General features: G+C 70.5%; 27 protein-coding genes. 12 read left to right on the top strand and 15 right to left on the bottom strand.

What is annotated here, in order from left to right; all coding sequences use genetic code 11:
• Nucleotides 1-29: 29 nt before the first annotated feature.
• The 5 genes from JYK18_RS10775 to JYK18_RS10795 form a co-directional block, all read right to left on the bottom strand.
• Entirely contained in the window at nt 30-1,169 is a 1,140-nt protein-coding gene (locus JYK18_RS10775; RefSeq protein ID WP_206801952.1) for a DegT/DnrJ/EryC1/StrS aminotransferase family protein, read from the bottom strand.
• 106 nt (nt 1,170-1,275) lie between these two features.
• Nucleotides 1,276-1,995, bottom strand: a complete 720-nt coding sequence (locus tag JYK18_RS10780) for an ESX secretion-associated protein EspG (RefSeq protein WP_206801953.1) — start codon at nt 1,993-1,995, stop codon at nt 1,276-1,278.
• 15 nt (nt 1,996-2,010) lie between these two features.
• Nucleotides 2,011-3,270, bottom strand: a complete 1,260-nt coding sequence (locus tag JYK18_RS47490; RefSeq protein ID WP_206801954.1) for a hypothetical protein — start codon at nt 3,268-3,270, stop codon at nt 2,011-2,013.
• Nucleotides 3,271-3,275: 5 nt separating this feature from the next.
• Complete coding sequence (locus JYK18_RS10790) at nt 3,276-3,887, bottom strand: DUF3558 domain-containing protein (RefSeq protein WP_206801955.1); 612 nt, start codon at nt 3,885-3,887, stop codon at nt 3,276-3,278.
• Complete coding sequence (locus JYK18_RS10795) at nt 3,884-4,261, bottom strand: hypothetical protein (protein WP_206801956.1); 378 nt, start codon at nt 4,259-4,261, stop codon at nt 3,884-3,886. Before JYK18_RS10795 ends, JYK18_RS10790 begins: the two co-directional genes overlap by 4 nt.
• A 226-nt stretch (nt 4,262-4,487) precedes the next feature.
• On the opposite strand from JYK18_RS10795, the gene JYK18_RS10800 reads away from it, so the two are divergent.
• From JYK18_RS10800 to JYK18_RS10810, 3 genes are all read left to right on the top strand, one after another.
• Entirely contained in the window at nt 4,488-5,117 is a 630-nt protein-coding gene (locus JYK18_RS10800) for a DUF4360 domain-containing protein (RefSeq protein ID WP_206801957.1), read from the top strand.
• Between the two features lie 160 nt (nt 5,118-5,277).
• Nucleotides 5,278-5,910, top strand: coding sequence for a DUF4360 domain-containing protein (locus tag JYK18_RS10805; RefSeq protein ID WP_206801958.1), 633 nt, complete (start codon nt 5,278-5,280; stop codon nt 5,908-5,910).
• Between the two features lie 86 nt (nt 5,911-5,996).
• Nucleotides 5,997-9,083, top strand: a complete 3,087-nt coding sequence (locus JYK18_RS10810; RefSeq protein ID WP_206801959.1) for a BTAD domain-containing putative transcriptional regulator — start codon at nt 5,997-5,999, stop codon at nt 9,081-9,083.
• Here JYK18_RS10810 and JYK18_RS10815 read toward each other — a convergent pair.
• Nucleotides 9,046-9,552 carry a nuclear transport factor 2 family protein gene (locus JYK18_RS10815; protein ID WP_307795859.1) on the bottom strand — a complete coding sequence of 169 codons (507 nt, stop codon included), beginning with the start codon at nt 9,550-9,552 and terminating at the stop codon, nt 9,046-9,048. The two genes, JYK18_RS10810 and JYK18_RS10815, sit on opposite strands and share 38 nt — an antisense overlap.
• Nucleotides 9,549-10,160, bottom strand: a complete 612-nt coding sequence (locus JYK18_RS10820) for a TetR/AcrR family transcriptional regulator (RefSeq protein WP_206801960.1) — start codon at nt 10,158-10,160, stop codon at nt 9,549-9,551. Before JYK18_RS10820 ends, JYK18_RS10815 begins: the two co-directional genes overlap by 4 nt.
• A 78-nt stretch (nt 10,161-10,238) precedes the next feature.
• Between JYK18_RS10820 and lhgO the strand changes: the two genes are divergently transcribed.
• Entirely contained in the window at nt 10,239-11,417 is a 1,179-nt protein-coding gene (lhgO, locus tag JYK18_RS10825) for an L-2-hydroxyglutarate oxidase (RefSeq protein WP_206801961.1), read from the top strand.
• Nucleotides 11,418-11,488: 71 nt separating this feature from the next.
• On the opposite strand, the gene JYK18_RS10830 is transcribed toward lhgO, so the two are convergent.
• From JYK18_RS10830 to JYK18_RS10860, 7 genes are all read right to left on the bottom strand, one after another.
• On the bottom strand, nt 11,489-12,439 hold the full coding sequence (locus JYK18_RS10830; RefSeq protein WP_206801962.1) for a DUF3558 family protein: 951 nt from the start codon (nt 12,437-12,439) through the stop codon (nt 11,489-11,491).
• Nucleotides 12,436-13,398: a DUF3558 family protein gene (locus JYK18_RS10835; protein WP_206801963.1), complete on the bottom strand. Its 963-nt coding sequence runs from the start codon at nt 13,396-13,398 to the stop codon at nt 12,436-12,438. Before JYK18_RS10835 ends, JYK18_RS10830 begins: the two co-directional genes overlap by 4 nt.
• A 4-nt stretch (nt 13,399-13,402) precedes the next feature.
• On the bottom strand, nt 13,403-14,668 hold the full coding sequence (gene serS, locus JYK18_RS10840; RefSeq protein WP_206801964.1) for a serine--tRNA ligase: 1,266 nt from the start codon (nt 14,666-14,668) through the stop codon (nt 13,403-13,405).
• Nucleotides 14,661-15,590, bottom strand: coding sequence for a haloalkane dehalogenase (locus JYK18_RS10845; protein ID WP_206801965.1), 930 nt, complete (start codon nt 15,588-15,590; stop codon nt 14,661-14,663). The genes serS and JYK18_RS10845 overlap by 8 nt, the downstream gene beginning before the upstream one ends.
• 33 nt (nt 15,591-15,623) lie before the next feature.
• Nucleotides 15,624-16,076: a DUF350 domain-containing protein gene (locus tag JYK18_RS10850; protein ID WP_206801966.1), complete on the bottom strand. Its 453-nt coding sequence runs from the start codon at nt 16,074-16,076 to the stop codon at nt 15,624-15,626.
• A gap of 64 nt (nt 16,077-16,140) precedes the next feature.
• Entirely contained in the window at nt 16,141-17,304 is a 1,164-nt protein-coding gene (locus JYK18_RS10855) for a glutathionylspermidine synthase family protein (protein WP_206801967.1), read from the bottom strand.
• 1 nt (nt 17,305) lies between these two features.
• On the bottom strand, nt 17,306-17,860 hold the full coding sequence (locus JYK18_RS10860; protein ID WP_374195005.1) for a hypothetical protein: 555 nt from the start codon (nt 17,858-17,860) through the stop codon (nt 17,306-17,308).
• Between the two features lie 154 nt (nt 17,861-18,014).
• On the opposite strand from JYK18_RS10860, the gene JYK18_RS10865 reads away from it, so the two are divergent.
• The 7 genes from JYK18_RS10865 to JYK18_RS10895 all read left to right on the top strand — a co-directional run bounded on the left by JYK18_RS10865 (nt 18,015) and on the right by JYK18_RS10895 (nt 24,411).
• Complete coding sequence (locus JYK18_RS10865) at nt 18,015-19,112, top strand: septum formation family protein (RefSeq protein WP_206801969.1); 1,098 nt, start codon at nt 18,015-18,017, stop codon at nt 19,110-19,112.
• Entirely contained in the window at nt 19,112-19,462 is a 351-nt protein-coding gene (locus JYK18_RS10870) for a metallopeptidase family protein (protein ID WP_206801970.1), read from the top strand. Before JYK18_RS10865 ends, JYK18_RS10870 begins: the two co-directional genes overlap by 1 nt.
• Nucleotides 19,463-19,525: 63 nt before the next feature.
• Nucleotides 19,526-19,996 (top strand): YkvA family protein, encoded by a 471-nt coding sequence (locus tag JYK18_RS10875; RefSeq protein WP_206801971.1) that lies wholly within the window; start codon nt 19,526-19,528, stop codon nt 19,994-19,996.
• A gap of 44 nt (nt 19,997-20,040) precedes the next feature.
• The gene (locus JYK18_RS10880; protein ID WP_206801972.1) at nt 20,041-20,991 is read left to right on the top strand and encodes an SDR family NAD(P)-dependent oxidoreductase; all 951 of its coding nucleotides are present in this window, start codon (nt 20,041-20,043) and stop codon (nt 20,989-20,991) included.
• Nucleotides 20,988-22,583, top strand: coding sequence for an alkaline phosphatase D family protein (locus tag JYK18_RS10885; protein ID WP_206801973.1), 1,596 nt, complete (start codon nt 20,988-20,990; stop codon nt 22,581-22,583). Before JYK18_RS10880 ends, JYK18_RS10885 begins: the two co-directional genes overlap by 4 nt.
• A gap of 20 nt (nt 22,584-22,603) precedes the next feature.
• Nucleotides 22,604-23,935, top strand: a complete 1,332-nt coding sequence (locus tag JYK18_RS10890; RefSeq protein ID WP_206801974.1) for a DUF2252 domain-containing protein — start codon at nt 22,604-22,606, stop codon at nt 23,933-23,935.
• A 68-nt stretch (nt 23,936-24,003) separates the two neighbouring features.
• Nucleotides 24,004-24,411, top strand: a complete 408-nt coding sequence (locus JYK18_RS10895; protein WP_307795860.1) for a hypothetical protein — start codon at nt 24,004-24,006, stop codon at nt 24,409-24,411.
• 76 nt (nt 24,412-24,487) lie between these two features.
• Here JYK18_RS10895 and JYK18_RS10900 read toward each other — a convergent pair whose 3' ends face one another.
• Nucleotides 24,488-25,120 carry a DUF4232 domain-containing protein gene (locus JYK18_RS10900; RefSeq protein ID WP_206801975.1) on the bottom strand — a complete coding sequence of 211 codons (633 nt, stop codon included), beginning with the start codon at nt 25,118-25,120 and terminating at the stop codon, nt 24,488-24,490.
• An 81-nt stretch (nt 25,121-25,201) separates the two neighbouring features.
• Between JYK18_RS10900 and tenA the strand changes: the two genes are divergently transcribed.
• Nucleotides 25,202-25,888: a thiaminase II gene (gene tenA, locus JYK18_RS10905; RefSeq protein ID WP_206801976.1), complete on the top strand. Its 687-nt coding sequence runs from the start codon at nt 25,202-25,204 to the stop codon at nt 25,886-25,888.
• Nucleotide 25,889 lies beyond the last annotated feature (1 nt).

Genomic DNA, 25,889 nt, shown 5'->3' on the forward strand with positions numbered 1-25,889 from the left:
TTTCTCCTGTTGCTGGTTCGTCCGCTGGATCAGGAAAGCTCGGTGACGACTTCGGTGACCGCCTCGATCACCCGGCTGACCTCGTCGTCGGTCAGGTTCGAGTGCATCGGGATGGCCAGGTGCCGCTTGAACGCGTCCGCCGAGACGGGCAGCTGCTGCTTCTGCCCGTAGATCGGCTGGACGTGCGAAGCGTAGGTGCCGAAGTTGCAGCCGACGCCGCGCTCGCGCAGCCGCAGGGCGACCTTGTCGCGGCTGATCTCGGGCGCGATGGTCAGCACGTAGGCCTGCCACGGGTGCTCGCGGTCCGGCAGCGCGACGGGCACCTCGACGCCGTCGAGCGAGGCGAAGCCCTCGTGGTACTGCTTCGCGGCCGAGCGGCGCACGGAGAGCAGATTCGGCAGGCGGTCCAGCTGGACGTTCATGATCGCGGCCTGCACGTCCGACATGCGGAAGTTGTAGCCCAGCTCGTGGAAGCTCGGGATGGGCAGTTCGTCGCTGCCCTCGCGGCTGAACGCGGGCTCGATGCCGTAGGTGTGCAGCTTGCGCGCGTGCGCGATGAGGTCCTCGCGGTCGGAGACCAGCGCACCGCCCTCACCGGCGGTGATGCCCTTGCGACCGTGGAAGGAGAAGGCGGCCAGGTCGGCCAGGCTGCCCGCGGGGCGGGTCTTGTAGGTGGCGCCGGCCGAGCAGGCGGCGTCCTCGAACAGCCACAGGCCGTGCTTGTCGGCGATCGCGCGGTACTCGTCGAAGTCACCGGGCTGGCCGAACACGTCCACCGCCAGGATGCCGACGGTCTTCGGCGTGATCAGCGACTCGATCGAGGCCGGGTCGGCGCTCCAGATGTCCGGGCGGATGTCGGCGAAGACCGGGGTGGCGCCGGCCTGGAGCACGGCGTGGCCGGTGGCCGGGAAGGTGTAGTCGCCGACGATGACCTCGTCGCCGGGCTGGACCCCGAGCACCTTGAGGCCGAGGAAGAGCGCGGTGCCGCAGTTGCTGGTCGCCAGCGCGTGCTGGGTCCCGACCGCGGTGGCGAAGCGTTCTTCGAACTTGCGGCAGGTGGGGCCGGCCCCGGCCAGCCATCCGGACCGGAAGACCTCCGCGACCGCGGCGAGCTCTTCCTCCCCGACGGTCGGCTGGCCAAGGACGATCGGATTGGCGCTGTCAGACATACCTCTCCCATTGCACGAGGACGGGTCGCAGTGTATTAGAGCGCCGCTGGAGTCCGAGCAGCCCCGTACCTCGACGCACCGACCTGGGGGAAGGTTGCCCGGAGTGTCACAGGTCGCGCCGCAGCTGGTCGAGCAGGCGGATGACGTCGGTGGTTCCGGCCGGCGCCAGCTCGATCCGCTCGTCCGAGGGTAGCGGCGTGATCCGCATGGTCCAGCGGCCGTCGGCGTTGTCGTACACGCGCACCGGGTGCGGGCTGCGGCGGCGGGTGCCGTTTTGCCGGGTTTCGGCGTAGAACTCGGCGACGCCGTACTGGGGCAGGGAGGCCACGCGCTGTGCCCGGAGCACTTCGGTGCCGGGGACGACCGGGTCGAGGAGCTCGCTGCGGAGCACGCTGATCGGCTGCTCCGGGGGCTTGCGCCAGTCGGAGAGGACGTCGGCGAGCAGGGCGCTGAGGTCCTCGCGCCAGAAGGTCCGGATCCAGACGTCGTCGTCCTGGCGGGCGGCGATCAGGCCGAACCAGGAGCAGCGGGCGGCGAGCACGCCCATCGGACGGCGTTCGCCGGTGTGGGAGACCCAGCCGTAGCGGGCCTCGGGTGGGGTGCTGAGCAGGGTGGCGACGGCGTGGAGGTCGGGTTCCTCCTGGTCGGTGGGGGTGCCGTAGCGAGCGCGTTCCTCGGCGAGCACCCGGTCGGCTTCGGCGCGGCCGTCGGCGTCCAGCCAGACCGGTTCCGGGGCGAGCACCAGGTGCGGGTCGCCGCCGGTGACGTCGGTGACCAGTGCGGCGAGGCGGTCGGCGAAGAAGTGCTCGGGCTCGGCGAACCACACGACGATCGCCCCGGTTCAGCCGCCGATGACGGGCACGGCGGCGGGGAGGCCGGTGCGCGGGTCGATGACCTTCTTGCCGTCCTCGGCGGGTTGGAAGTGCTTGTCCTCCGGGACCCCGTAGCGGCGCTCGTGCTCCCCGTCGTCCGCGGCGGCGGGGCGGGTGGGGGCGGGGGTGCCGGGGAGGGGGGTGGTTCTGGAGGTGGGTCTGGTGGGTGGTGGGGAGGTGGGTGCTTGGGTGCCGAGTGGCTGGGTGGGGCGGTGGGGGGTCGCTTGGCCTGGGTTCGGTGTGCCGGGTGCTGGGACGCCGGGGGCCGAGGTGCCGGGGCGTGGGGCGGGGGTCCCGGGTGCTGGAGTGCCTGGTGTTGGAGTGCCGAGGCGTGGGGCGCCGGGGGTGGGGGTGCCGGGGCCGGTCGTTGGTGGGGCCACCGTCACGCCGGGACTCGGGGTTTGGGCCGGAGGTGGCGTCGGGACCGGAGTGGCCGGGGTGGGGGTGGCCCCTTCGATCGGGACGGCGACAGCGGCCTGGGTACCGGAGCCGGGCTGCGTGCCCGAGTCGGACTGCGGGCCGGAACCGGGCTGGGTGCCTGTGCCGGGTTGCGGGCCGGGCGCGGGCTGCGTACCGAGGCCGGGCTGGCTGCCGGGGGCGGGCTCGGCGGCTCCAGCTTTCTCCGGGAGTGCCGAGGCGTCCGATGAGGACTGTCCCGGCGCGACATCCGAATCGGACGGTCCGCCACCCGTGCCGCCGGTCACCGGCTCCGCCAGTGCGATCGACACCTCCGGCTGGCTGATCTCGCCGTAGCTGGTCGGCATCATCTCGGTGTTGTAGGTGGAGTGGTTGGCCCACAGTTCCATGGCCGCCACGTTGCGCTGGGCCACCGAGTTCGCCTCGCTCACGAAGGCCTCGTAACTCGCCCCGGCCGACCCGAGGGTCATCACGTTCACCATGCTCGACGGCGCGGCGGGCACCGGCGGCACCGGCTCGACCGAGTTCTTCGCCAGCAGGAACGAGTCCACCTGCCTGCCCAACAGGTCCTGCGCCACGGTCAACGCCTCGGAGGCCCCCGCGTGCTGCGCGCTCAAGGGCCCGGCCCCCCGCTCCGCAGCCCCCGCCGCGTCCCCGGTCCACCCCTCCTCCAACGCCGCCGCCACCGCCGCGATCGACGCCGCCAGTTCCTGGTACTCACCCGCGACCGAATTCAGCACCGTCTGCGTGTCCATCAGTGGTCCCGGCCCGGTGGCGTTGGCGAAGTTCTCGTAGATCTCCTGCCCGTTCATCGCCGTCAGGCCCCCTCTTTGATGGTTTGCAAGATCGCCTCGGCCACGTTCTTGGCCCCGAGACACGAATCGTTGCTCGGCGGCGTCACCACCGAGGATTCGAAGAACAGGCTGTCGTTGACCCCCACCACCAGCTTGCAGTCGCCGCTCGCCCGGTAGTCCACCAGCGCGACGTAGACCCCGGGATAGCCGTCGACCTCGGTCGGCTCGAAGTAGCCGCCGTCCCACCATCCGGCGTCCCGCAACGCGTAGATGTTGCCGAGGCCGGTCGGTACCTTTGTCGCATAGCTGACACCAAGGCTGGTTCTGCCGGAACCGACATTCCAGATGCAGCTGGAGCCGAAGTCGTGCTCGTTGATCCGGCTGGAGGTCACGTTGAACTCGGCCTGTCGCGCGGCGGTCAGGCTCGAACAGGGATCGGCGACGAACTTCGCCGGGTCCAGCGGCTCCTTCACCTTCGGGACCACGGAATCCGGCGGCGCCGGAAGCACCGGCGGCGCGGACCCCGGAGCGGCGAGGGGCGCGGGTATCGCCCGCCCCGAAACAGGCGATCCGCAAGCTGCAATCGGCAAGACCGTAACCAGCAAAAGGGCGAGACCGAATCTTCGGAAGATCATCGAACGAACACCGCTCCGGTTTCGTCCTCCTGGGCGACGTAACACCCGGCGGCTTTGCACAACTGATCCAGATAGGCTTGCGCGTAGTCACGCATCGCTTTGTTGTGCGAGATGGCGAGCGCGATGGACATGACCGTCGCCTTCGCCTGAGCGCCTGCGGGCCCGTCCTGGGATGGCGGGACAACCGTCGAAGCAGCCAAGGAAAGCATCTGGTTGTTGTCGTCGACGCGGCCCAGGATGTCTTCGAGCTGGCGTATTCGATCAGCGAGGGCGTCGGCGTCGAAGGTGTATCCGGCCGCCATCTCGACCCCCCTCAAGATCGAATTTGCTGTATCGGTTCGATTACCATAGGTGAACACCGCATTGAACGACAACCCCTGCGCAGCATTAGTAAACCCATTTCGTAATCTATGCCGAGCTCCACTAGGTACGCGGCCGCGGGACTACGGCCAGGCGTCCGAATGGGTGCAGTGGGGATGATTTCGATGCACCAAGTGCAAAACATGGGCCCGTTCAGCGGAGTGCCGGGGGAACTGGCCCCGATACCCTGAACCACCGCCGCCACGATTAGTTGTTCAAGACGCATCAGAAGGGTGCATCATGTTCACTGCGCTGGCTGCCAGTGCCCTTGCCCTCTCGGCGATAACCACCCCCGGTTCCGTCGCACCGGCGGAGGCCCCACCGGAACAGGTGACGATCAGCATCGTCACGGTGAACGGATCGGGTTGTCCGGCTGGGACATCCGCGGTCGCGGTGTCACCCGACAACACCAACTTCACCGTCACCTACAGCGACTACCTCGCGCAGACCGGGGCCGGCTCCTCCCCCATCGAATTCCGGAAGAACTGCCAGCTGAACCTCCGAGTGAACTACCCGCAGGGCTTCACCTTCGGCATCGCACAGGCGGATTACCGCGGCTTCGCCCACCTGGCCAAGGGCGCCTACGGCTCCCAGCGGGCCAACTACTACTTCCAGGGCCAATCGGCCAATGCCACCGAAGTGCACCCCTACAACGGCCCCTACAGCGACAACTGGCAGGCCACCGACAAGACCGACTTCGCCTCCATTGTGTACGCACCCTGCGGCGAAGTGCGCCACCTCAACGTGAACACCGAACTGCGGGTCAACGTGGGCACCTCGGACCCCAAGACGACCACCAGCTTCATGTCCATGGACTCGACCGACGGCAACGTGGACACCAAGTACCATTTCTCGTGGAAGAAATGTTGAGAATCCACCACTCACCACCATTGCTCAACCCTGCCCTTTTCCGCCGACGATAAACCACAATAAAAAAGGCACCCGTTTAGCGGAATTGCGGTAGCGGTCGGCGCGCTAGCATTCAGGAACCGCCGCCACCTGGAGTTGAAATCCCCGGAAAGGTGTGCACATGTTCAGCGCGCTGGCCGCTACCGCATTGGCAATGTCCATCGTGATTCCGCCGGGTGGGGCCCCCGGCACCACACCGCCGCCAGACCATTTCACGATCGACGTGGTCACCGTCAACGGTTCCGGCTGTCCGGCGGGCACCGCCGCCGTCGCCGTGTCCCCGGACAACAAAGCATTCACCGTTACCTACAGCGATTTCCTGGCCCAAGTGGGTGTCGGCGCGGCCCCCACCGACTTCCGCAAGAACTGCCAGCTCAACCTCCGGATCAACGCGCCGTCCGGATTCACCTACGGAATCGCGCAGGCCGACTACCGCGGTTTCGCCGCACTGGCGAAGGGAGCGTCCGGAACCGAACGGGCGAACTACTATTTCCAGGGAATGTCGCCGACCGCCTACACCAGCCACACCTACAACGGGCCGCTCGAGGACAGCTGGCAGGCAACGGACCAGACCGAGCTCATTTCGATCGTCTACTCGCCGTGCGGCGAGAAGCGGCACTTCAACATCAACACCGAACTGCGGGTCAACGTGGGCACCTCGGACCCCAAGACGACCACCAGCTTCATGATGATGGACTCGACCGACGGCAACTTCTCCACCACGTACCACTTCGCCTGGAAGACGTGTCCATGACCTAGAGCCGCTGGGGGGCGGGATATCGGCGGCGTTTCCCGTCCCCCAGCACCCTCCCCGGCACACCACCCGGGGAGGATGAGCGGGTGCGGTTCGGCATCCTCGGCCCGACGGAGGTCCTCACCGCCACCGGCGACCCGCTGCCGGTGGGCGGGCCGCGGGTGCGCGCCCTGCTCACGCTGCTGCTGCTCGACGCGGGCCGGGTGGTCTCCGCCGAGAGGCTGCTCGACGGCCTCTACGGCGAGCGGCCGCCGTCGAACCCGGTGAACGCCCTGCAGTCGCAGGTGTCCCGCCTGCGCCAGGCCGGGATCTCGGTGGAGCTGCTGCCCGCCGGGTACCGGCTCGACGCGGCCCAGGTGGAGGCACTGGACGCGCACCGGTTCGAACAGCTCGCGGACCACGGCCGCCGCGCGCTGGCCGCCGGGGACCACGCGGGCGCCGCCGCGCGACTCGGGGACGCGCTGGCGCTCTGGCGTGGTCCCGCGCTGGCCGACGCGCCGTTCGCCGCGGCCGCCGCGGCCCGGCTGGAGGAACTGCGGCTGGCCGCGCTGGAGGACCGGATCGACGCCGACCTCGGCACCGGTGCGCACCAGGCACTGGTCGCCGAACTCGGCGCGCTGATCGCCGCGCACCCGTTGCGCGAACGCCTGCGCGGTCAGCTGGTCCGCGCGTTGCACGCCGGGGGCAGGCGGGCCGAGGCGCTGGCCGCGTTCGAGGACGCCCGGCGCACGCTCGCCGAGGAACTGGGTGCCGACCCGTCACCGGAGCTGGCCGCGATCCACCTGGCCGTGCTGCGCGCCGAAAACCCGCCCGAACCACGGAAGAACACGCTGCCCGCCGCGCTGACCAGCTTCGTCGGCCGGTCCGTCGAACTCCGCCAAGTGGGCACGCTCCTCGGCGACGGCAGGCTGGTCACGCTCACCGGTCCCGGCGGAGCGGGCAAGACCCGGCTGGCGATCGAGGCCGCGCGGGCCTGGCCCGCCGAGACCTGCCTGGTCGAACTGGCCCCGATCGACGCCGACGTCGCGCAGGCCGTGCTCAGCGCACTCGGCCTGCGCGAGGGCACCTTTCCCGCCGACCGCCCGGCGACCCCGCCCGCCGACCGCCTGGCCGCCGCGCTGGCCACCAGGAACCTGCTGCTGGTGCTGGACAACTGCGAGCACGTGGTGGACGAGGCCGCCGAGCTCACCGCCCGGCTGCTGGCCGCCTGCCCGGCGCTGCGGGTGCTGGCGACCAGCCGCGAGCCGCTGGCGATCACCGGGGAGACCACGCTGGCCGTGACCCCGCTGCCGGTGGCCCCGCCGGGTGTACCGCCCGCCGACGCGGTGACCTACCCGGCCGTGCGGCTGTTCGCCGAACGAGCCGCCGCCGTGCGCCCCGGCTTCACCGTCGACGACCGGACCGTGGGCGACGTGCAGCGCGTCTGCGCGGCCTTGGACGGGCTCCCGCTGGCCGTCGAACTCGCCGCCGCCCGCGTCCGCTCGCTGCCGCTCGGTGAAATCGCCGTGCGCCTGGACGACCGCTTCACCCTGCTTTCGCGCGGCGATCGGACCGCCGCCCCACGCCACCGCACGCTCCGCGCGGTCGTCGAATGGAGCTGGGACCTGCTCGAACCCGAGGAGCAAACGCTTGCGCGTCGCCTCGCGGTGTTCGCGGGCGGGGCCACCGCGGACGCCGTCGCGGCCGTCTGCGGTGCCGGGGAGATCGGCGAACTGGCCGAGAAGTCCCTGGTGGACCTCGGACCGGACGGCCGGTACCGGATGCTCGAAACGATCAAGGCCTTCGGCGCGGAGAAACTCGCGGAGGCTGGCGAAACCGAGCAGCTGCGACGCGCCCACGCCGAGCACTTCCTCGCCTTCGCCGAAACAGCCGAGCCACACCTCCGCAGCGCGGACCAGCTCGACTGGCTCGCCGCGCTGGACGCGGACTACGAGAACCTGCTCGCCGCGTTGCGCTGGGCCACCGACACCGATCCGGCGCTGGCCCTGCGGCTCGTGGCGCCGTTGTGCACGTACTGGTGGATGCGCGGGCGCCGGTCCGAGGGCTCGATGCTCAGCCAGGACGTCGCGCTGCGCGTCGGCCCCGAACCGCCGCCCGGCCTGCACGACGAGTTCGTGTTGTGCGTGGGCAACGCGGCCATCGGCACGCCGGCGCACGAGCAGCTCGCCCCGCACCTCGAAGCGGTCCGCCGGTTCGCCCGCGACTGGCGCGAACCGCCGCGGTACCCGATGGTCGCGATGGTGGTCGGCCTGGTCGCCGGGCCGCCCGATCCCGGGACCCCGGCCGACCGCCTCGGGCCGGAGGGCTTCGCGGGTGATCCGTGGAGCCAGGGCCTCGCGCTCATGGGCACCGGCCTCAAGCGCATGCTCCAGGGCGACAACACCGAGGCCGAACGGCTGCTCAGCGCCGCCGTCGACGCCTACCGCGCGCTGGGTGAGCGCTGGGGCCTGTCGCTCGCGCTGAGCCACTACGCGCTGCTGCTCGGCAGGCGCGGCGACCTGCCCGCCTCGGTGTCGCTGTCCGACGAGGCGCTCGCGCTGACCGAGCTGATCGGCGCCACCGACGACACCACCGAGCTGCTCTACCAGCGCGCCGACCGCCGCCGGGTGCACGGCGACCTCACCGGCGCGGAGGCCGACTACGAACGCGCGATCGCGCTGGCCCGCCGAGCGGGCACGCCGGACGCGCTGTCCTCGGCGTACCACGGGCTCGCCGACATCGCCCGGCTCCGCGGCCAGTTCGCACTGGCCCGCGAACTCCTCGCACGGTCACGCGCGGAATGCCCGGTCGCCGGGTTCACGCAGGAGATGATCCACGCGCAGTTGCTGGTCACCGAGGGTCGGATCGACGAGGCCACGGGTGCCGTCGAAGCAGCCGAGCTCCGGTACCGCGAAGCACTCGCCGCGCCGGTCAGCGCCCGCGACCACACCGCGGCGGCCGACGCCGTCGACGGCCTCGCCGGGATCGCCCTGCGCCACGGCGATCCGGAACGGGCCGCGTTCCTGCTCGGCGCCGCGGTCGCCCTGCGCGGGGTCGCGGTCGCCGGTGACGCCGACGTCGCGCGCGTCTCGGCCGCGGTCCGCGAGCACCTCGGTGACGAGACCTTCGACCGGGCCTACGCGCGCGGGCAGTCGCTCAGCCCGCCCCTGGCGCTCGACGCCGCCGGGGCATGACCAGCGGCAGGGCGAACCTGTCCCCGGAACGCACCATCCCGATCAGCGGTTTGACCAGTGCGCCCAACGCTTTCGCCGCGGCCGGGCGGTCGTTGCGGCGGGCCAGTTCCGGGCCGAACGCGCCCATCAGCTCGACCAGCGCGGGCAGCGGCCGGACGAACAGGGTCAGCTCCCGGATCAGCCCGTCGTCGTCGAGCCGCGCCACCGCCGACTCCTCGATCGGCACGCCGTTGATCCGTCCCGTGTAGACCAGCGCGCGGGTGTGCTCGTCGCCGGTGTCGGTGTGGAACCGCATGCCCTCGATCTTGGTGAAGGCGACCGCGACGATCCGCGCGATCTCGTCCTTGCCGGTGAACCGCAGGCGGTCGGTCAGCGGGGAGATCAGCACCGCGTCCTCGGCGAACGCGCTCATCACCAGCTCCAGGTCCGCCTTCTCGCCGCCTTCGCGGTAACGCTCGGTCGCCGTCACGGTGCCTCCTCGGGTAATTCCGTCAGCCGCCGCAGCCCGTGCCACAGCAGGTCGGTGGTCAGCGCGACCACGTGCGCGCGCGGCAGGTCGCGGTTGTGCCACCACCAGCCGGCGATCGCGTTGACCGCGCTCTTGTAGGTCTCGGCGAACAACTCGTTCGCGCGCGTGCGGTCGAGGTCGGTGCGCAGCGGCACGATGGCGAACAGCTCGGCCAGCTTCTCCGTGGCACGGGCCTGCGCCCGGCGGTGCACCTCGGCCACCGCCGGGTCCACCGGCGCCTCGGCGAAGATCATCCGCCAGCCCTGTTCGTGGTGCTCGATCCAGCCGAAGATGGCGTCCACCACGGTGGTGAACAACTCCTCGGCGTCCCCCGGTTCCGGTAGTTCGCCCCAGGCCGCCTGCAGTTTGTCCACTTCGGACTGCAGCAGCCCGGAGTACAGCTGCGCCTTGGCCGGGAAGTGGTCGTAGAGCACCGGCGTGCTGATCCCGGCGCGGGTGGCGACCTCGCGCATGCCCGCGCCGTCGTAGCCGCGCTCGGCGAACACCTCCGCCGCCGCGGCCAGAATGCGCTCCCGGCGCTCCACCCGGCTCAACCGCTTACCTGACATCGGTTAGGTACTGTACCTGACGCTCGTTAGGTTGACGCGTGCGGAGTCACCGGAGCGCCTCACGTACGCTGCGGGACCGTGCGCAAGAACGTTGTTGTCATCGGCGGCGGGATCATCGGACTGGCCACGGCGTGGGAACTGACCCGCCGCGGCGACCAGGTCACCGTGCTGGAGAAGGAAGACCACTGGGCAGCCCACCAGACCGGGCACAACTCGAACGTGGTGCACGCCGGGTTGTACTACAAGCCGGGCTCGTTCAAGGCCCGCATGTCGGTGGCGGGCAACCGGTCGATCATCGACTTCGCCAAGGAGCACGGCGTCGGCGTCGAGGTCTGCGGCAAGCTGGTGGTGGCCACCTCCGACGCCGAGCTGCCCGCGCTGGGCGTGCTGGCCCAGCGCGCCGAGGCCAACGGCGTGCCGGCGAAGCTGATCAGCGCCGAGGAAGCCCGCGACTACGAGCCCGAGGTCGCCTGCGTCAGCGCGCTGCGGGTGGAGTCCACCGGCATCATCGACTTCCCCGGGGTCTGCCGCGCGCTGGTGCGCCTGCTCGAAGAAGCCGGCGCCGACCTGCGGCTGGGCACGCCCGCGCTGGGCATCCGCAGCCGGGGCTCGAAGGTGGAGGTCGCCACCGGCACCGAGGTGCTGCGGGCCGACGCGCTGGTCAACTGCGCCGGGCTGCACTCGGACCGGATCGCGCGGCTGGCCGGGCTGACCCCGAAGGCACGCATCGTGCCGTTCCGCGGTGAGTACTACGAACTGCGCGAGGACCGCCGCCACCTGGTGCGCGGGCTGATCTACCCGGTGCCGGACGCGTCGCTGCCGTTCCTCGGCGTGCACCTGACGCGGATGCTCGACGGCAGCGTGCACGCCGGGCCGAACGCCGTGCTGGCGCTGCGCCGCGAGGGGTACCGCTGGGGCGACATCTCGCCCGCCGACCTGGCCGAGGTGGCGCGGTTCCCCGGCATCTGGCGGCTGGCGAAGAAGTACGCGTACCCGATCGGCCTGGACGAGGTGCGCCGGTCGTTCTCGAAGAAGCGGTTCGCGAACAGCCTGGCGAAGCTGGTGCCGGCGGTGCGGCCGGAGGACATCGTGCGCCACGGTTCCGGGGTGCGGGCGCAGGCGCTGCTGCCGGACGGCTCGATGGTCGACGACTTCCTGATCGAGACGGCGCCGAACCAGGTGCACGTGCTCAACGCCCCGTCCCCGGCGGCGACCAGCGCGCTGGAGATCGCCAAGCACGTGGCCGACCAGGTCTGACGGGCCTCAGCCCAATGCTATGAGTGGGGCATTACTTGCGTTGATTGCAAGTAATGCCCCACTCATAGCATTCAGGCGGGCAGGTTCGCGGTGATCAGGGGGGCGGCCTTCTTGACCTCGTCGCAGTAGGGGCCGTTGTCGCTGTCGGCGCGGTTGATCAGGACGGCGGACTTGTCGTCGTAGGCGAGCATCGCCGAGCACGCGCGGTCCCCGCCGGGGTGCAGGGCCCAGGTGCGCCCGCCCGCGTCGAAGGTCTCGCCGGACGCCTTGTAGTGGTAGTCCAGCTCGTCGGCCGAACGGTCCGGCGAGACCATCACCGTCAGCACGTCGAACTCGCTGTTCCCGGACACCTGCCACTCGCAGCCCCCGGGAAGGCTGGCGACCCAGCCCTTCTCCAGCTTGCGCGGGTTCGGCCGGAGGCTCAGCTCGTCGGCCTGGGACTGGGTGAGCAACGCGCAGCCGTCCACCGAAGCCAGCGGGCTCGGCGCCGGGGGCGGTGGGGCGGGCTGCCCGCCGGGCAGCTGCGACGCGACCAGCTGCACGGCCTCGCGCACCGGCTCGCAGGACTTCTCCGGCGTCCGCCGATCCCCGGAACCGACAAATACGAACGATCGTGCGGACAGTTCGGTGGCGTAGGTGCAGTAGCTCTCGCCCAGCAGCTCGTCCAGGTACCGGGTCCAGGTGAACCCGCCCAGCTCGACCGTCTCCCCGGCCTTCGAGCCGCCGAAGTAGTCACGCAGGCTCATGTCGGTGCTCAGACCCACGCTCACCGGGTCACGCCGGTCGTCGGTGGCCTGCTTCCACTCGCAGATCGGCGGCAGCTCCAGCTTCGGGTTCGCCGGTTTGCCCACCCCCGGCTCGACCAGGTCCAGCCGCTTCACGTGCTCGGGTGTGAGCAGCGCGCACGGGTCGTTCGCGACCGGTTTCGGCGGCGGCGCACCAGGGAGCGCCTGGCCGGGCACCTTCGCCGCGCAGCCACCCGCCAGCACCAGCACCGCGGCCAGCGCGACGAACCGCCTCACGAACCCGGCAGCTTCGCCGCGACCAGTGGCGCGGCGGCCTTCGCCAGCTCGCAGGACTTGCTCTCGTCGGCGAAGTTGCTCGACATGATCGCCACGTGCGAGGTCTCCGAGGTGGCCGTGGCCACCCGGCACATCCCGTTGATCTCGGCCGGTTTGTCGTAGACGTTCCACCGGCGGCCCCCCAGTTCCTCCTCGGCGTCCGGTTTCTCCCCCGCCGCCGACTCTTCCACCGACTGGTCGTTCTCGAAGGTCACCGTGATGTCCTCGCGGCCGCCGCTCTCGTCGGCCGGTGACCACTGGCAGCCGTCGGAGGTCTCGCCGGCGGGGAACGGCTTCACGCTCGACGCCAGCAGGCCGATCTGCTCGGCTTCCTGCGTGGTGAGCGTCGCGCACGGGTCCTGCCCGGCCAGCGGCGACTCCTGCTTCGGCGGCGGGGGCGGCGCCGGCGCGCCGCCGGGCAGCTTCCCGGCGACGAACGGCGCGGCCAGCTTCGCCACCCGGCACGGGTCCCCGTCCCCGGAGAAGTCGCTGCTGCCGACCCGGATCCAGCTGGTGTCCGGGAACTCGACCACCAGGTCGCACAGCGACTCCAGCACCACGCCCTGGTACACCTGCCACGGCAGGCCGCCCGCCTCGAACGAGGTGTCCGCCACCGCGCCCGCCATGTACTCGCGCACGGTGACCTCGGGCGTGCTGATGCCGACGTCGACGCTGCCGCCGTCCTTGACCGTCCAGCGGCAGCCGTGCGGGATCCTGCGCTTCACCTCGGCCGGGTAGTACTGCGGGTTCTCCAGCTCCAGGTACGCGATCTGCTCCGGGGTGAAGATCTCGCACGGCTGCAGCGCGGCGAGCCCGGTGAGCAGCGGACCGTCCTGCGCCGGCCGCGCGCTGCCGCCGACCTGCGTGGTGCAGGCGGTCAGCAGCAGGGCGGCGGCGAGCAGGACGGTCCGGCGGAACATGCGCTCACCGTACTGGGGAGAGCACCTCACGACCGGCGAAATAGGGTCGAAGGGCCTCGGGAAGCCGGATCGAGCCGTCCAGCTGCTGGTGGTTCTCCAGGATCGCCACGATCCACCGGGTGGTGGCCAGCGTGCCGTTCAGCGTGGCCGCGGTCTGCGGCTTGCCGTTCTCGTCGCGGTACCGCACGCCGAGCCGCCGCGCCTGGAACGTGGTGCAGTTCGAGGTCGAGGTCAGCTCGCGGTAGGCCTGCTGCGAGGGCACCCACGCCTCGCAGTCGAACTTCCGCGCGGCCGAGGTGCCCAGGTCGCCGGTGGCGGTGTCGATCACCCGGTAGGGCACCTCGATCTTGGCCAGCATCTGCTCCTCCCAGTCGAGCAGGCGGGCGTGCTCGGCCTCCGCGTCCTCGGGACGGCAGTAGGTGAACATCTCCACCTTGTCGAACTGGTGCACGCGGATGATGCCGCGGGTGTCCTTGCCGTACGACCCGGCCTCGCGGCGGAAGCAGGACGACCAGCCGGCGTACCGGGCGGGCCCGTTCGACAGGTCGAGGATCTCGTCCGCGTGGTACCCGGCGAGCGAGACCTCCGAGGTGCCGACCAGGTACAGGTCGTCGTCGCGCAGCCGGTAGACCTCCGACGAGTGCGCGCCGAGGAACCCGGTGCCCGCCATGATCTCCGGGCGCACCAGCACCGGGGTGATCATCAGCGTGAAGCCGTTCTCCGCGGCCTGCGCCGAGGCCATGTTCAGCAGGGCCAGCTGCAGCTGCGCGCCGACGCCCTTGAGGAAGTAGAACCGCGAACCCGACACCTTCGCGCCGCGTTCCATGTCGAGTGCGTCGAGCCCCTCGCACAGCTCCAGGTGGTCCTTGACGCCGAAGTCGAACTCACGCGGCGTGCCGACGTGCTTGAGCACGGTGAAGTCCTCTTCACCGCCCACCGGCGCGTCGGCGTGCACCACGTTCGGCACCAGCCGGTGGAGCTCCTCGAACTCCTCCGAGGACTGCGACTGCTCGGCCTCGGCGGCCTTCACCTGCGCGGCCAGCTCCTTGCCCCGGGCCAGCAGCGCGTCGCGCTCCTCACCCTTCGCCCGGCCGATCTGCTTGCCGAGCTGCTTCTGCTCGGCGCGCAGGGAGTCGGCACTCGCGATCGCGGACCGGCGGCGGGCGTCGAGGTCGAGCAGTTTGCCGACCACGCCCTCGTCCTCACCACGGGCGCGCTGCGACGCGCGCACGGCTTCCGGGTCTTCGCGGAGTGTCCTGGGGTCAATCACGAGAGGTGAGCGTAGTCGCAGGCCCGGCGACGAAACCCGCCACCACCCGCCCCAGCTCGGCGCCCGCGTCCTCCTGGAGGAAGTGACCGGCCCCGCGGATCGTCGGGTGGTCCAGCCCGGCGGCGCCGCGGAGCTTGCGCACCTCGGGCTCCCAGCCGGCGGTGATCGGGTCGCTGTCGGAGAAGGCGGACAGGATCGGCAGGTCGGCGGTGGTCAGCGTGGCCAGGGCGAGCCGGTTCGCCGCGCTCGCCGGGTCGTCCGGGGTGATCGGCACCAGGCCCGGCATGGCCCGCGGGCCCGCCTTGTACATCTCGTTGGGGAACGGCGCGTCGTAGGCGGCGCGCTCGGCGTCGGTCAGCTTGGTCTTGGTCCCGGCCTGGACGAACCGCGCGATGTCCATGATCTGCGCGTTCTCCATCACCTTGCGGAAGGCGTGCCATTCGGCGGGCATGTCGTGGTCGCCGGTGGGCAGGCCGGTGTTGGCCGCCACCACCCCGGCCACCCGGCCGAGGTTCTCCGCGGCCAGGCGCAGCCCGATCAGGCCACCCCAGTCCTGGCCGACGATGGTCACGTCGCGCAGGTCCAGCGCGTCGAAGACGAGTGACCTGACCCACTCCACGTGCCGGGCGTAGGAGTGGTCGACGATGTCGGCGGGCTTGTCCGACCGGCCGAAGCCGACCAGGTCGGGCGCGATCGCCCGGAGGCCGGCGTCGGCCAGCACCGGCAGCACCTTGCGGTAGAGGAACGACCAGGTCGGCTCGCCGTGCAGGAGCAGAACCGCCGGTCCGTCCGGCGGCCCCGCCTCCACGTAGGACATTCTGACGATGCCGCAGGCAGGGTCTTCCAGGTCCGCGTAGAACACGGGGAAGTCGAAGTCGGGCAGGTCCGTGAACCGGTCGTCCGGTGTCCTCAGCAGGCGCACGTCTCCCACGCTAGTGGAAGGCGGACCCTGCTATCAGCTGATGCCGACGGCCACCACAAGACCGAGGGCGAGGTGCGCGGCCGCGACCACGACGCTCGCCGGGGCGAACTTCTCGCTTTCGATGGTGGAGCCGACGTCGATCCGGGTGGCCCACTCCAGCAGGCGCACGGCCAGCACCTGGACCACGATGCCGAGCAGGCCGTAGACCAGCGAGGTGATCAGGCCCTCGGTCAGGTCGCTGGCCGAGTTGAAGATCGCCACCACCACGATGAACGCCATCGACAGCAGCCCGGAGGCGGTGACGATCACGGCGTTCGGCAGCCCGCGGCGGACCAGGTCGGACAGCTTGCCCGGGGTGGTCCAGTCGATGGCGTAGAACCCGATCAGCATGAGCAGCAGGCCGATCACGCCGTAGAGCAGGATCGCGCCGATGCCGCGGACCAGGTCCGAGCCGAAGGTCTCGGACAGGGCGAGAGTCGTCGTCACAGGTACTCCCAGGTGCTAGGGCGGGTGATCAGCGCGGATTGTGCCTGATCACCCGATTCGCGCGTTACTCGGGGATGCGGTGCGGGATGAACGCGGCGCCGTCGTCGGTCACCAGACCGGCGGTTTCGCGGATGCCGAGGCCGGCCGCGTTGTCGCCGACGATCCACGCGCCCAGCGCCGGGCGGAAGCCGTCGAACTCGGGCAGCGGGTCGAACGCCTGGTAGACGTAGCCCTCCGCGCCGTAGACCCCACCGGTCTGCGTCTCGTAGCCGGTGGCCACGATCTGCACGTTGGCGCCTTCACGGCCCAGCTTCGGCTTGCGCACGTACTCGGTGAGCAGGCCGGGGTCGTCGTTGAAGGCGGGCAGCAGGTTCGGGTGCCCGGGGTAGTTCTCCCAGAGGATCGCCAGCAGCGCCTTGTTCGACAGCAGCATCTTCCACAGCGGCTCGACCCACAGCGTGCGCGGCAGCGACTCGACCGCGTAGCGGCCGAACTCCTCCTCGACCACCCACTCCCACGGGTAGAGCTTCACCAGCGTGTTCATCGGGGCCTCTTCGAGGTCGACGAACCGCTTGAGCACCGGGTCCCAGCCGACCTCCTCGATGGCCAGGCCGACCGTGTCCAGCCCCGCCTCGGCGGCGGTCTCCTGCAGGTAGGAGGTGGTGATGTGGTCCTCGCCGGTCGGGTCGGCGGTGGACCAGCTGAAGTGCAGCTCCTTCGACGGCAGCAGCTCGCCGACCTCGGCCCAGCGCTCGACCAGCTTCTCGTGGATGGAGTTCCACTGGTCGTCGTCCGGGAAGACCTCGGTCTTCCAGTACCACTGCACGACCGCGGCCTCGAGCAGCGAGGTCGGGGTGTCGGCGTTGTACTCCAGCAGCTTGGCCGGGCTCTTGCCGTCGTAGCGCAGGTCGAAGCGGCCGTACACGTGCGGGTCGCGGCGCTTCCACGACTCGGCGATGTGCGGCCAGACCCACTCCGGGATGCCGAAGTCGCGGTAGCGCTCGGTCAGGATGACGTTGTCGACCGCTTCCAGGCACATCGAGTGCAGCAGTTCGACGTCGGCCTCGACCGAGAGCACCTCGTCCATCGGCAGCACGTAGTGGACCGACTCGTCCCAGTAGGGCCGCGACTGCCCGCTGCCGTACCGCGCGGGCGTGCCGAACACCAGGCCCTGCTCCTCGACGGTGCGCTGCCAGTCCCGCCGGGGAGTGCTGGTTTCCCTGTGCAAGTCAGGAGCCCCCGCTCTTGCCGGTGCCGCTGGAGCCCTTGTTGCTGATGCCGAAGCCGCCGCGCTGCACCGACTTGCCGGACTTGGTGGTCACGTTGGCGTTCGAGGGCGCGGTGTAGGACCCGCCGCTGATCTTCTGCCCCGGCGCGCCGGTGCCGCCGTAGTTGTAGTGGTACTGGTTGTAACCACCGCCGGGGATGGGGATGAACATGAACCCGGTGCTGTGGTTGTAGTACCCGCCGTGGCTGGTGGCGTAGCCCTCGTCGCAGTAGTCGTCGTTGTCGGTGACCACGTCGTCGGAACCGACGCAGGTCGCGGTGACCTCGTCCGGCGTGGCCGCGATGTACCAGGCGGCGACCAGGCCGACCAGGCCCACGGTCACCCCGCTGCCGATCAGCACCTTGCGCTTGGTGGACGCCTTGCGCTCGGCTTCGGCGCGCGCCTGCTGTTCGGCGATCTCCCGGTCGCGCTCGGCGGCGAGCGCCTGCCTGCGGGCCCGCTGCTCCGCCAGGGTGGGTTCGCGGGGAGTGGTGTTCTCCGCGTCCTGGAAGCGCATGGATCCGCGCCTTGGCTGGTCGGGGGGCTGCGCTCCCCCAGGTGTGTTCTCCGTCATCGAGCGCTCCGTAACCGCTGGCCAACCGCACTTCGCCCTGCCCACACTAGTCACCCGAATGCTGGCGCATTTGGGCGGCGCAGGCATCATGGAGTAGATGTCTGCCGAATCGGAACGGTTCCGTTCCCGGAACGAACGCTTGCGGACCTGGCTGCTGATGGCCGGGGTGTCGCTGGGCGCGATCATCGCGCTCTCGCTCAGCGTGCTGTTCTCCTGGGGGAACGAGGACATCACCGGTGGTGGCGGCGGTGGCCGCTCGGAGGCCGAGAAGGCCGCGCGCGAGGCCTTCCACTCTCCCCCCGGCAGCTGCCTGACCTGGGAACTCCCGGACGCCGGCGACGCGAAGAAGGTCGGCTGCGAGCAGCCGCACCTGTTCGAGGTGTTCGGTGTGGTGGACGTCGCACCGCAGTACCCGCCCGGCGTGCCGTCGCCGGACCTGGCGCAGTGGCGCAAGCTCGGCGAGGAGCGCTGCGGCGAAACCGCCGAGACGTATCTGGGGAAACCACTCGACCCGAAGGGCAAGCTGTCGATCGGCGTCCTCCACCCGAGTGAGCAGGAGTGGGCAGACGGTGACCGCCAGTTGCGGTGCGGGCTCCAGTGGGCCGCGCCCGGCGGGCAGCTGCAGAAGCTGACCGGCAAGGCGGCCGACGAGGACCAGTCCAACGTCTGGCAGGTGGGCACCTGCCTGGCGCTGACCGGCAAGACCGTCGGCGACCCGATCGACTGCGCCCAGCCGCACGCCTACGAGATCATCGGGCTGCTGGACCTGGCGGACAAGTTCGACGGCGACGAGGTGCCCTCGGAGGACGACCAGAAGACCTGGCTGGACACCGAGTGCAGCAAGATCGCCGAGGAGTACACCGGCGGGGCGAACCTGACCGAGAAGAAGCTCATCCTGACCTGGGACCTGCGCGAGGCCGAGAGCTGGGAAGCCGGGTCCACCAAGGTCAACTGCAAGGTGGGCGCGAAGCTGGAGGACGGCAGCGGGCTGGCGCCGGTCACCGGCAGCCTGCACTCCGACGGCCAGGCGCCGAAGACCTCCACCGCCACCCCGGAGCCGCCGCCGACCTCCGCGGTCCCGGCCGACCCGAACGCGGGCAACGAGCCGCCCGCCGACAACCACGAGCAGGTTCCGCCGTCCGGCGTCGAGTCGCCGCTGCCGCCGGACACCCCGCAGCCACCGCCGGGGACCTGATGCCGGTCGAGATGACGCTCGCGCGGTTCGAGGAACTGGTCGCCGAGGCGCTGGACGAGGTCCCGCCGCAGTTCGCCGCCGCGATGGACAACGTGGTGGTGCTGGTCGAGGAGTTCAACGACGAGGAGCCGGGCATCCTCGGGCTCTACCACGGGATCGCGCTGACCGAGCGCAACTCCGACTACGGCGGGGTGCTGCCGGACCGGATCTCGATCTACCGGCAGCCGCTGCTGGCGATGTGCTCGTCGGAGGCGGAGGTGGTCGAGGAGGTGCTGATCACCGTGGTGCACGAGATCGCCCACCACTTCGGCATCGACGACGCCCGCCTGCACGAACTCGGCTGGGGCTGAGTAGGAACACCTAGGGGACTTGCCGGATGACCGCACACCCGGCGGTTCGGGACAATGGGGGACATGACCGGCATTTTCTGGATCGACATGGTGTTCGGCCTGGTGCTCGGCCTGTTGCTGCTCTGGCCCGCGCTGCTGCTCGCGCTGGTGGTCTGGCGGCCGAGGGGCAAGCTGCTGCCCGAGGCGGTGCGGCTGCTGCCCGACGTGCTCCGCCTGCTGCGCAGCCTGGCCGCCGACAAGAGCATGCCGGGCGGGGTGCGGATCCGGATCAGCCTGGTGTTCGCCTACCTCGCCTCGCCGATCGACCTGGTGCCCGACTTCGTGCCCGCGGTCGGCAGGCGTGACGACGCCATCCTCGCCACCGCGACGCTGCGCTCGATCGCGCGCCAGGTCGGCATGGGCCCGATCCACCACCACTGGACCGGCAGCCCGCAGGGATTCGCGGTGCTCCGGGAACTCTGCGATCCCGAGGTGATCGCCGCGCGCGAGCCCGACTACGCCGAACGGCCCACGAAGCCGACGCAGTACCCCTGACCGGAGCGCTGCGAAACCGCGTCGGGCCTGGCACGGTATTAGCCGTGAGCGTGCTCCCGAGAGTCCTGGACGTGGTCGCGGATCGCGCCGTCGTTCCCGGTTACACCAAACTGGGTTTCCTGCTGCGCCAGCGGTTCTGGGACCCACTCCCACCGGATGCCTTGCGCGGCAAGCGGGTGCTGATCACCGGGGCGAACTCGGGGCTGGGCAAGGCCGCGGCCACCGGGATGGCCCGCCTCGGCGCCGAGGTGCACCTGGTGGTCCGCAGCGCTGAACGCGGCGAACAGGCCAAAACGGACATCCTGGCCGAGGTGCCCGGCGCCCCGGTCGAGGTCGACCGGTGCGATGTGTCCGATTTGGACGACGTGCGCCGGTTCGCCGCCACCGTCACCGAGGTCGACGTGCTCGTGCACAACGCGGGCACGATGCCGCCGGAGCGCACGGAAACCGCGCAGGGCAACGAGGTCACCCTCGCCACCCACGTGCTCGGCCCGCACCTGCTGACCGAGCTGCTCACCCCGGCCCTGCGCGCGGGCGAACCGGGCCGGGTCATCTTCGTCTCCTCCGGCGGCATGTACTCACAGCCACTGCGCGTCGACGATCCGCAGTACCGCGAGGGCGAGTACAACGGCACCAAGGCCTACGCCAGGACCAAGCGCATGCAGGTGGTGCTCGCCCGGCTCTGGGGGCGGCGGCTGGAGTGCGACGGGATCGCCGTGCACAGCACCCACCCCGGCTGGGCCGCCACCCCCGGGGTGACCGACTCCCTGCCCGGCTTCGCCAAGGTGATGGGCCCGCTGCTGCGGGACGCCGAGCAGGGCGCCGACACCGTGGTCTGGCTGGCCGCCGCCGAGGAGGGCGGCCGCGCGGAGACCACCGGGCAGTTCTGGCACGACCGCGCGCCGCGTCCGGCGCACTACCTGCGGCGAACCCGCGAAACCGCCGCGCAGCGCGAAGCGCTCTGGCAGTTCTGTGAGGAGCGGACGAGAAGATGACCGAGCTGGTGCTGGGCCCGCTGCTGCGGCATGTGAACGAGGATTCCGCCACCGTCTGGGTGGAGACCGACGGCCCGTGCACCGTGCGCGTGCTCGGTGCCGAGGCACCCACCTTCGAAGCGGGCGGCCGCCACTACGCGCTGGTGGTGATCACCGGGCTCGAACCGGCGACCAGCACCGCGTACCAGGTCCGGCTGGACGACGAGGTGGCCTGGCCGCCGCCGGATTACACCCGCCCCGCTCCCCGCATCCGCACGCTGTCCGAAGAGGACGGACGATTCCGGATCGTCTTCGGGTCCTGCCGCAAACCGAGGGAGATGCCCTCGCTCGGCTACGACGCACTGGTCGCCTACGCCCGCCGGATGGCCGTGCTGGACGAGGCCGAATGGCCGGAATCCTTGCTGCTGCTGGGAGATCAGGTCTACGCCGACGAGACCACCGAGCAGATGCGGGCCTGGCTGCGCACGAAGCGGGACACCAGTGAGCCGCCGGGCAACGAAATGGCGGACTTCGAGGAGTACGCGCGGCTCTACCACGAGGCGTGGCACGACGACTGGCTGCGCTGGCTGCTCTCCACCGTGCCCACCTCGATGATCTTCGACGACCACGACGTGCGCGACGACTGGAACACCTCCGAGACCTGGCGCCACCAGATGGCCCGGCTCGACTGGTGGCCCCAGCGCATCCAGGGCGCGCTCGCCTCGTACTGGATCTACCAGCACATCGGCAACCTCTCGCCGGCGGAACTTGCCGACGACCCGATGTTCCGCCAGGTCACCAAATCCGGCGAGGACAACCTGCCCGCGCTGCGGGAGTTCGCCCGCCAGGCCGACGCCGAGGCCGACGGCAAGAAGGGCGCCCGGTGGTCGTACCGCCGGGACTTCGGCCCGGTCCGGCTGCTGGTGATCGACACCAGGGCGGGGCGCCTGCTGCACGACGGCCACCGGTCGATGGTCGACGAGGACGAGTTCGCCTGGATCGAGCACAACGCCGAGGGCGAGTACGACCACCTGCTGATCGGGACCTCGCTGCCGTGGTTGCTGCCCCGTTCGCTGGCGCAGCTGCAGTCCGCCAACGAACGGGCCTGCGAACGGCCGGGGTGGCGCGGGCGGATCGCCGAATGGGTCCGCCAGACCGGCGACCTCGAGCACTGGTCGGCCTTCCGCACCTCGTTCGACCGGCTCTCCGACCTGATCAGCCGCACCGGCCGGGGCGAGCGCGGGCCGGCGTCGATCTCCGTGCTCTCCGGCGACGTGCACCACGCCTACATCGCCAAGGCCGGGTACACCCCGGAGGTGCCCGCCGCGATCAACCAGCTGACCTGTTCCCCGCTGCACAACACGGTGCCCTGGTTCATGCGGCTGGTGTTCCGGCTCGGCTGGTGGCGCTCGGCGGAGAAGGTGGCCGACGCGCTGGCCCGCCGCGCCGGGGTGCCACCGCTGCCGCTGCACTGGACGCGCACCTCCGGCCCGCACTTCGGCAACGCCATCGCCACCATCGACGTGGACGGCCGCACCGCGGTCGCGTTCCTGGAACAGTCGGGTGAGGCCGGGTTGACGCGCCTGCCGCTGGTCCGGCTCACTGAGCGCTGACCCCGGCGAAAGGAACCCCGTTGTCCAGTGTGGTCGAACGCATCCGCGAAACCCCGGCCGAGCAACGCCAGGCCGAGATCGTCGAGGTGCTGGTGGACGCCTTCGACGAGCTGATGCGCGCGGACGCGGGCGCCTTCCGCCGCAAGTTCCGGAAGATGGCCGCCGCGCCGTTCGCCTTCTACCGCGGTTCGGCCTGCCTGTTCTACGCCGACATGGCCGCCGAGGGCGACCGCTGGGCCGACGACCGCACCAGCCGCGTCTGGATCGAGGGCGATCTGCACGCGGAGAACTTCGGCACCTACATGGACGCCGCGGGCGCGCTGGTCTTCGACATCAACGACTTCGACGAGGCCTACCTCGGCAGCTTCACCTGGGACCTCAAGCGGCTGGCCGCCTCGGTGGCGTTGATGGCCTGGGGCAAGGCCATCTCCGACGTGGACATCGAGGCGCTGATCGGCACCTACCTGCGCAGTTACGTGCGGCAGGTGCGCGAGTTCGCCGACCGGCCCGGTGACGAGATGTTCAAGCTGCAGCTGGACAGCACCGAGGGCCTGCTGCACGACGTGCTGCTGCAGGCGCGGCTGTCCACCAGGGTCGGCCTGCTCGACCAGGTGACCGTGGTGGAGGACTACGACCGCCGGTTCCGCCTCGGTCCCGGCGTGCGCGAGCTGGACCCGGCCGAGCGCGCCACCGTGGAACGCGCCTACGAGTCCTATTTGGACACCATCCCGGCCGGCAAGCGGTTCGGCAGCGGCACCTACCGGGTCAAGGACGTGGTGGGGCGCAAGGGCTTCGGCATCGGCTCGGCCGGGCTGCCCGCGTACAACATCCTGGTCGAGGGACCGACCCAGGCGCTGGACAACGACGTGGTGCTGTCGATGAAGCAGAGCAACGTGCCCGCGCCGAGCCGGATCGTCAACGAGGACCGCATCCGCGGGTACTTCCGGCACGAAGGTCACCGCACCGCCGTCTCGCAGCGCGCGCTCCAGGCGCACGCGGACCCGTGGCTGGGCTACACCGAACTCGACGGCACCGGGTTCGTGGTGGCCGAGCTCTCGCCGTACGTGACCGATTTGGACTGGTCGGAGCTGACCGAGCCGGAGGAGATGGCGCCGGTGCTGGACTACCTCGGCCGCGCCACCGCGAAGATGCACTGCGTGGCGGATTCGGACTCCGAGCAGACGCTGGTCGAGTTCCAGTGCGAGGAGGCGATCGCGTCGGTCATCGGGGACCAGGAGGACGCGTTCGTCAAGGAGCTGACCGAGTTCGGCACCGCCTACGCGGAGCTGACCCGCGATGATCACCGGTTGTTCGTCGACGCGTTCCGGAACGGCCAGATCCCCGGCGTCTGAGCACGGGAAGATCTCAACCCGCCCGTTTGCCTGTACACGCAGGTCAGCGGGTGGCTAAATACCGGATCGTGGGCGACGACGATGCCACCGCCACCCAGCTGTCGAGGGGGCAGGTGCTGGCCGGGGTGGTCGGGTTCGTGCTGGGCGGTTCGGTGCTCGGCACGCTCTGGGCGCTGTCCGGTTCCGAAACCGGGCCGGCGGCCGACGCGCGGGCGGCCTGCGCCGCGCTGACGCGGCTCGGTGACCTGCCCGACCCGGCCGAGGGGCGGCCCACCTTCGGCAGCCTGGCGCCGGGCACGCTCGACCGGCTGGCCGCGGCGAAGTCGCTGGCCGAGGCCGCGGCCGAACTGCAGCCCGCCTACGAACCGCTCGCCGACCACATCGACGGGGTGAACCGCATGGTGGTCAGCCTCAACTTCGACGCGGGCGGCCGGTGGCACTTCAGCCAGGCGACCGAGATCTGCTCGCGGACCTGAGCCCAGCGCCTCCCGACGATTGCTATGAGTGGGGCATTACTTGCGGTGAATGCAAGTAATGCCCCACTCATAGCAATCAGCCGGTGATCGTCTTGACGGTGAGCTGGTTGCCCGGGATCTGCTCACCCGCGCAGCCCGTGCCCTCGAACGGCACGATCTTGTACGCCGTCTCCTGCGGTGGGTAGACCTTGATGCCGGTCACCTCCGTCGGCTGGCAGGTGCCGGGGTCGTAGTTGCGGACCTGCACGAAGCCCACGTCGGCCGAGGCCTTCTCGCCGGGGGCCAGCTCGATCGCCTCGCCCTTGCTGCCCTCGCGGAAGGCGGCCGGGCCGACCTGGTGCTCGTCGCTGCCCGCGGCGTAGGAGACGCCGGGGAAGCCCTGGATGGTGCAGGTGCGCTTGCCGGCGTTGATGAACTCGAGCTGCCGGTAGACCGTGCCCGCCGCCGCGTCACCGCCGCCGAGCGTGATGGTCAGGTCGGCCACCTTGCACAGCTTCTCGTTGCCCGCGGCGGGTGCTTCCCCGCCCGGTGAGGCAGTGCTCTCGGTGGTGGTCGGTGGCGTCGTGGTGGGCTCGGACGTCGGTGCCGCCGAACTGCTCGGCGTGCTCGCCGCGGGTGCCGCGGTCTGCGGGGCCTGCTCCCCGCAGGCCGTCAGGGCGAGGCCCAGCGTCACGAAGGTGGCCACGGTGGCCCAGTTGCGATTTTTCATGTTGTCCCGCCTCCCCGTTACCAGGTGACTACCCCGTAGACGTGCCGACCACACCCGAGGTTGCGCCGGTAGGTTCGTCACATGCCCGGATTCTGTGACGAAGCGTGGCGGCACACGGCGAAGCTACAACAGTCCGTGTTGACCCACCCGTTCAACGAAGAGCTGGCAGCGGGCACCTTGTCGCCCGAACGGTTCCAGTTCTACCTCGCCCAGGACGCCCGTTACCTGATCGGGTTCGGCCGCGCGCTGGCCGTGGCCGCGACCCGCGCGCCCGACCCCGAGGACCTCAGCTTCTTCGCCGGCGCGGCCCGTGAAGCCGTGGTGGTCGAGCGCGCCCTGCACGAGGGTTACTTCGAGAAGTTCGGCCTGACCGAGGCCGAGCTCGACGCCATCGAGACCTCACCCACCTGTTTGGCCTACACCTCGTACCTGCTCGCGGTGGCCCAGGCGGGCAGCTACCCGGAGCTGATCGCCGCGCTGCTGCCGTGCTTCTGGATCTACCAGCACGTCGGCGAGCACATCCTGGCCAACCAGGCCGACGGCGCCGAGAACCCGTACCAGGCGTGGATCGACACCTACGCCGACGAGGAGTTCGCCGTCGCGGTCACCAGCTGCCGCGAAGCGGTCGACCGCGCCGCCGAATCGGCTGACGCGGTGACCCGATCGCGCATGCTTTCCGCGTTCACCCGGGCGTGTGAGTACGAATGGCTCTTCTGGGACTCGGCGCACCGGATGGAGGCCTGGCCGACCGCCCACCTCCGCGGATAGC

The sequence above is a fragment of the Amycolatopsis sp. 195334CR genome, assembly GCF_017309385.1.
GTDB lineage: Bacteria > Actinomycetota > Actinomycetes > Mycobacteriales > Pseudonocardiaceae > Amycolatopsis.

What these genes read in the sequence shown, in the direction of transcription:
- JYK18_RS10820 (WP_206801960.1), bottom strand. Translation starts at nt 10,160, where the DNA reads ATGTCAGGTAAGCGGTTGAGCCGGGTGGAGCGCCGGGAGCGCATTCTG.
- JYK18_RS10835 (WP_206801963.1), bottom strand. Translation starts at nt 13,398, where the DNA reads ATGTTCCGCCGGACCGTCCTGCTCGCCGCCGCCCTGCTGCTGACCGCC.
- JYK18_RS10865 (WP_206801969.1), top strand. Translation starts at nt 18,015, where the DNA reads ATGTCTGCCGAATCGGAACGGTTCCGTTCCCGGAACGAACGCTTGCGG.
- JYK18_RS10875 (WP_206801971.1), top strand. Translation starts at nt 19,526, where the DNA reads ATGACCGGCATTTTCTGGATCGACATGGTGTTCGGCCTGGTGCTCGGC.
- JYK18_RS10790 (WP_206801955.1), bottom strand. Translation starts at nt 3,887, where the DNA reads ATGATCTTCCGAAGATTCGGTCTCGCCCTTTTGCTGGTTACGGTCTTG.
- JYK18_RS10800 (WP_206801957.1), top strand. Translation starts at nt 4,488, where the DNA reads ATGTTCACTGCGCTGGCTGCCAGTGCCCTTGCCCTCTCGGCGATAACC.
- JYK18_RS10860 (WP_374195005.1), bottom strand. Translation starts at nt 17,860, where the DNA reads ATGCGCTTCCAGGACGCGGAGAACACCACTCCCCGCGAACCCACCCTG.
- JYK18_RS10900 (WP_206801975.1), bottom strand. Translation starts at nt 25,120, where the DNA reads ATGAAAAATCGCAACTGGGCCACCGTGGCCACCTTCGTGACGCTGGGC.
- tenA (WP_206801976.1), top strand. Translation starts at nt 25,202, where the DNA reads ATGCCCGGATTCTGTGACGAAGCGTGGCGGCACACGGCGAAGCTACAA.
- JYK18_RS10775 (WP_206801952.1), bottom strand. Translation starts at nt 1,169, where the DNA reads ATGTCTGACAGCGCCAATCCGATCGTCCTTGGCCAGCCGACCGTCGGG.
- JYK18_RS47490 (WP_206801954.1), bottom strand. Translation starts at nt 3,270, where the DNA reads ATGAACGGGCAGGAGATCTACGAGAACTTCGCCAACGCCACCGGGCCG.
- JYK18_RS10885 (WP_206801973.1), top strand. Translation starts at nt 20,988, where the DNA reads ATGACCGAGCTGGTGCTGGGCCCGCTGCTGCGGCATGTGAACGAGGAT.
- JYK18_RS10805 (WP_206801958.1), top strand. Translation starts at nt 5,278, where the DNA reads ATGTTCAGCGCGCTGGCCGCTACCGCATTGGCAATGTCCATCGTGATT.
- JYK18_RS10870 (WP_206801970.1), top strand. Translation starts at nt 19,112, where the DNA reads ATGCCGGTCGAGATGACGCTCGCGCGGTTCGAGGAACTGGTCGCCGAG.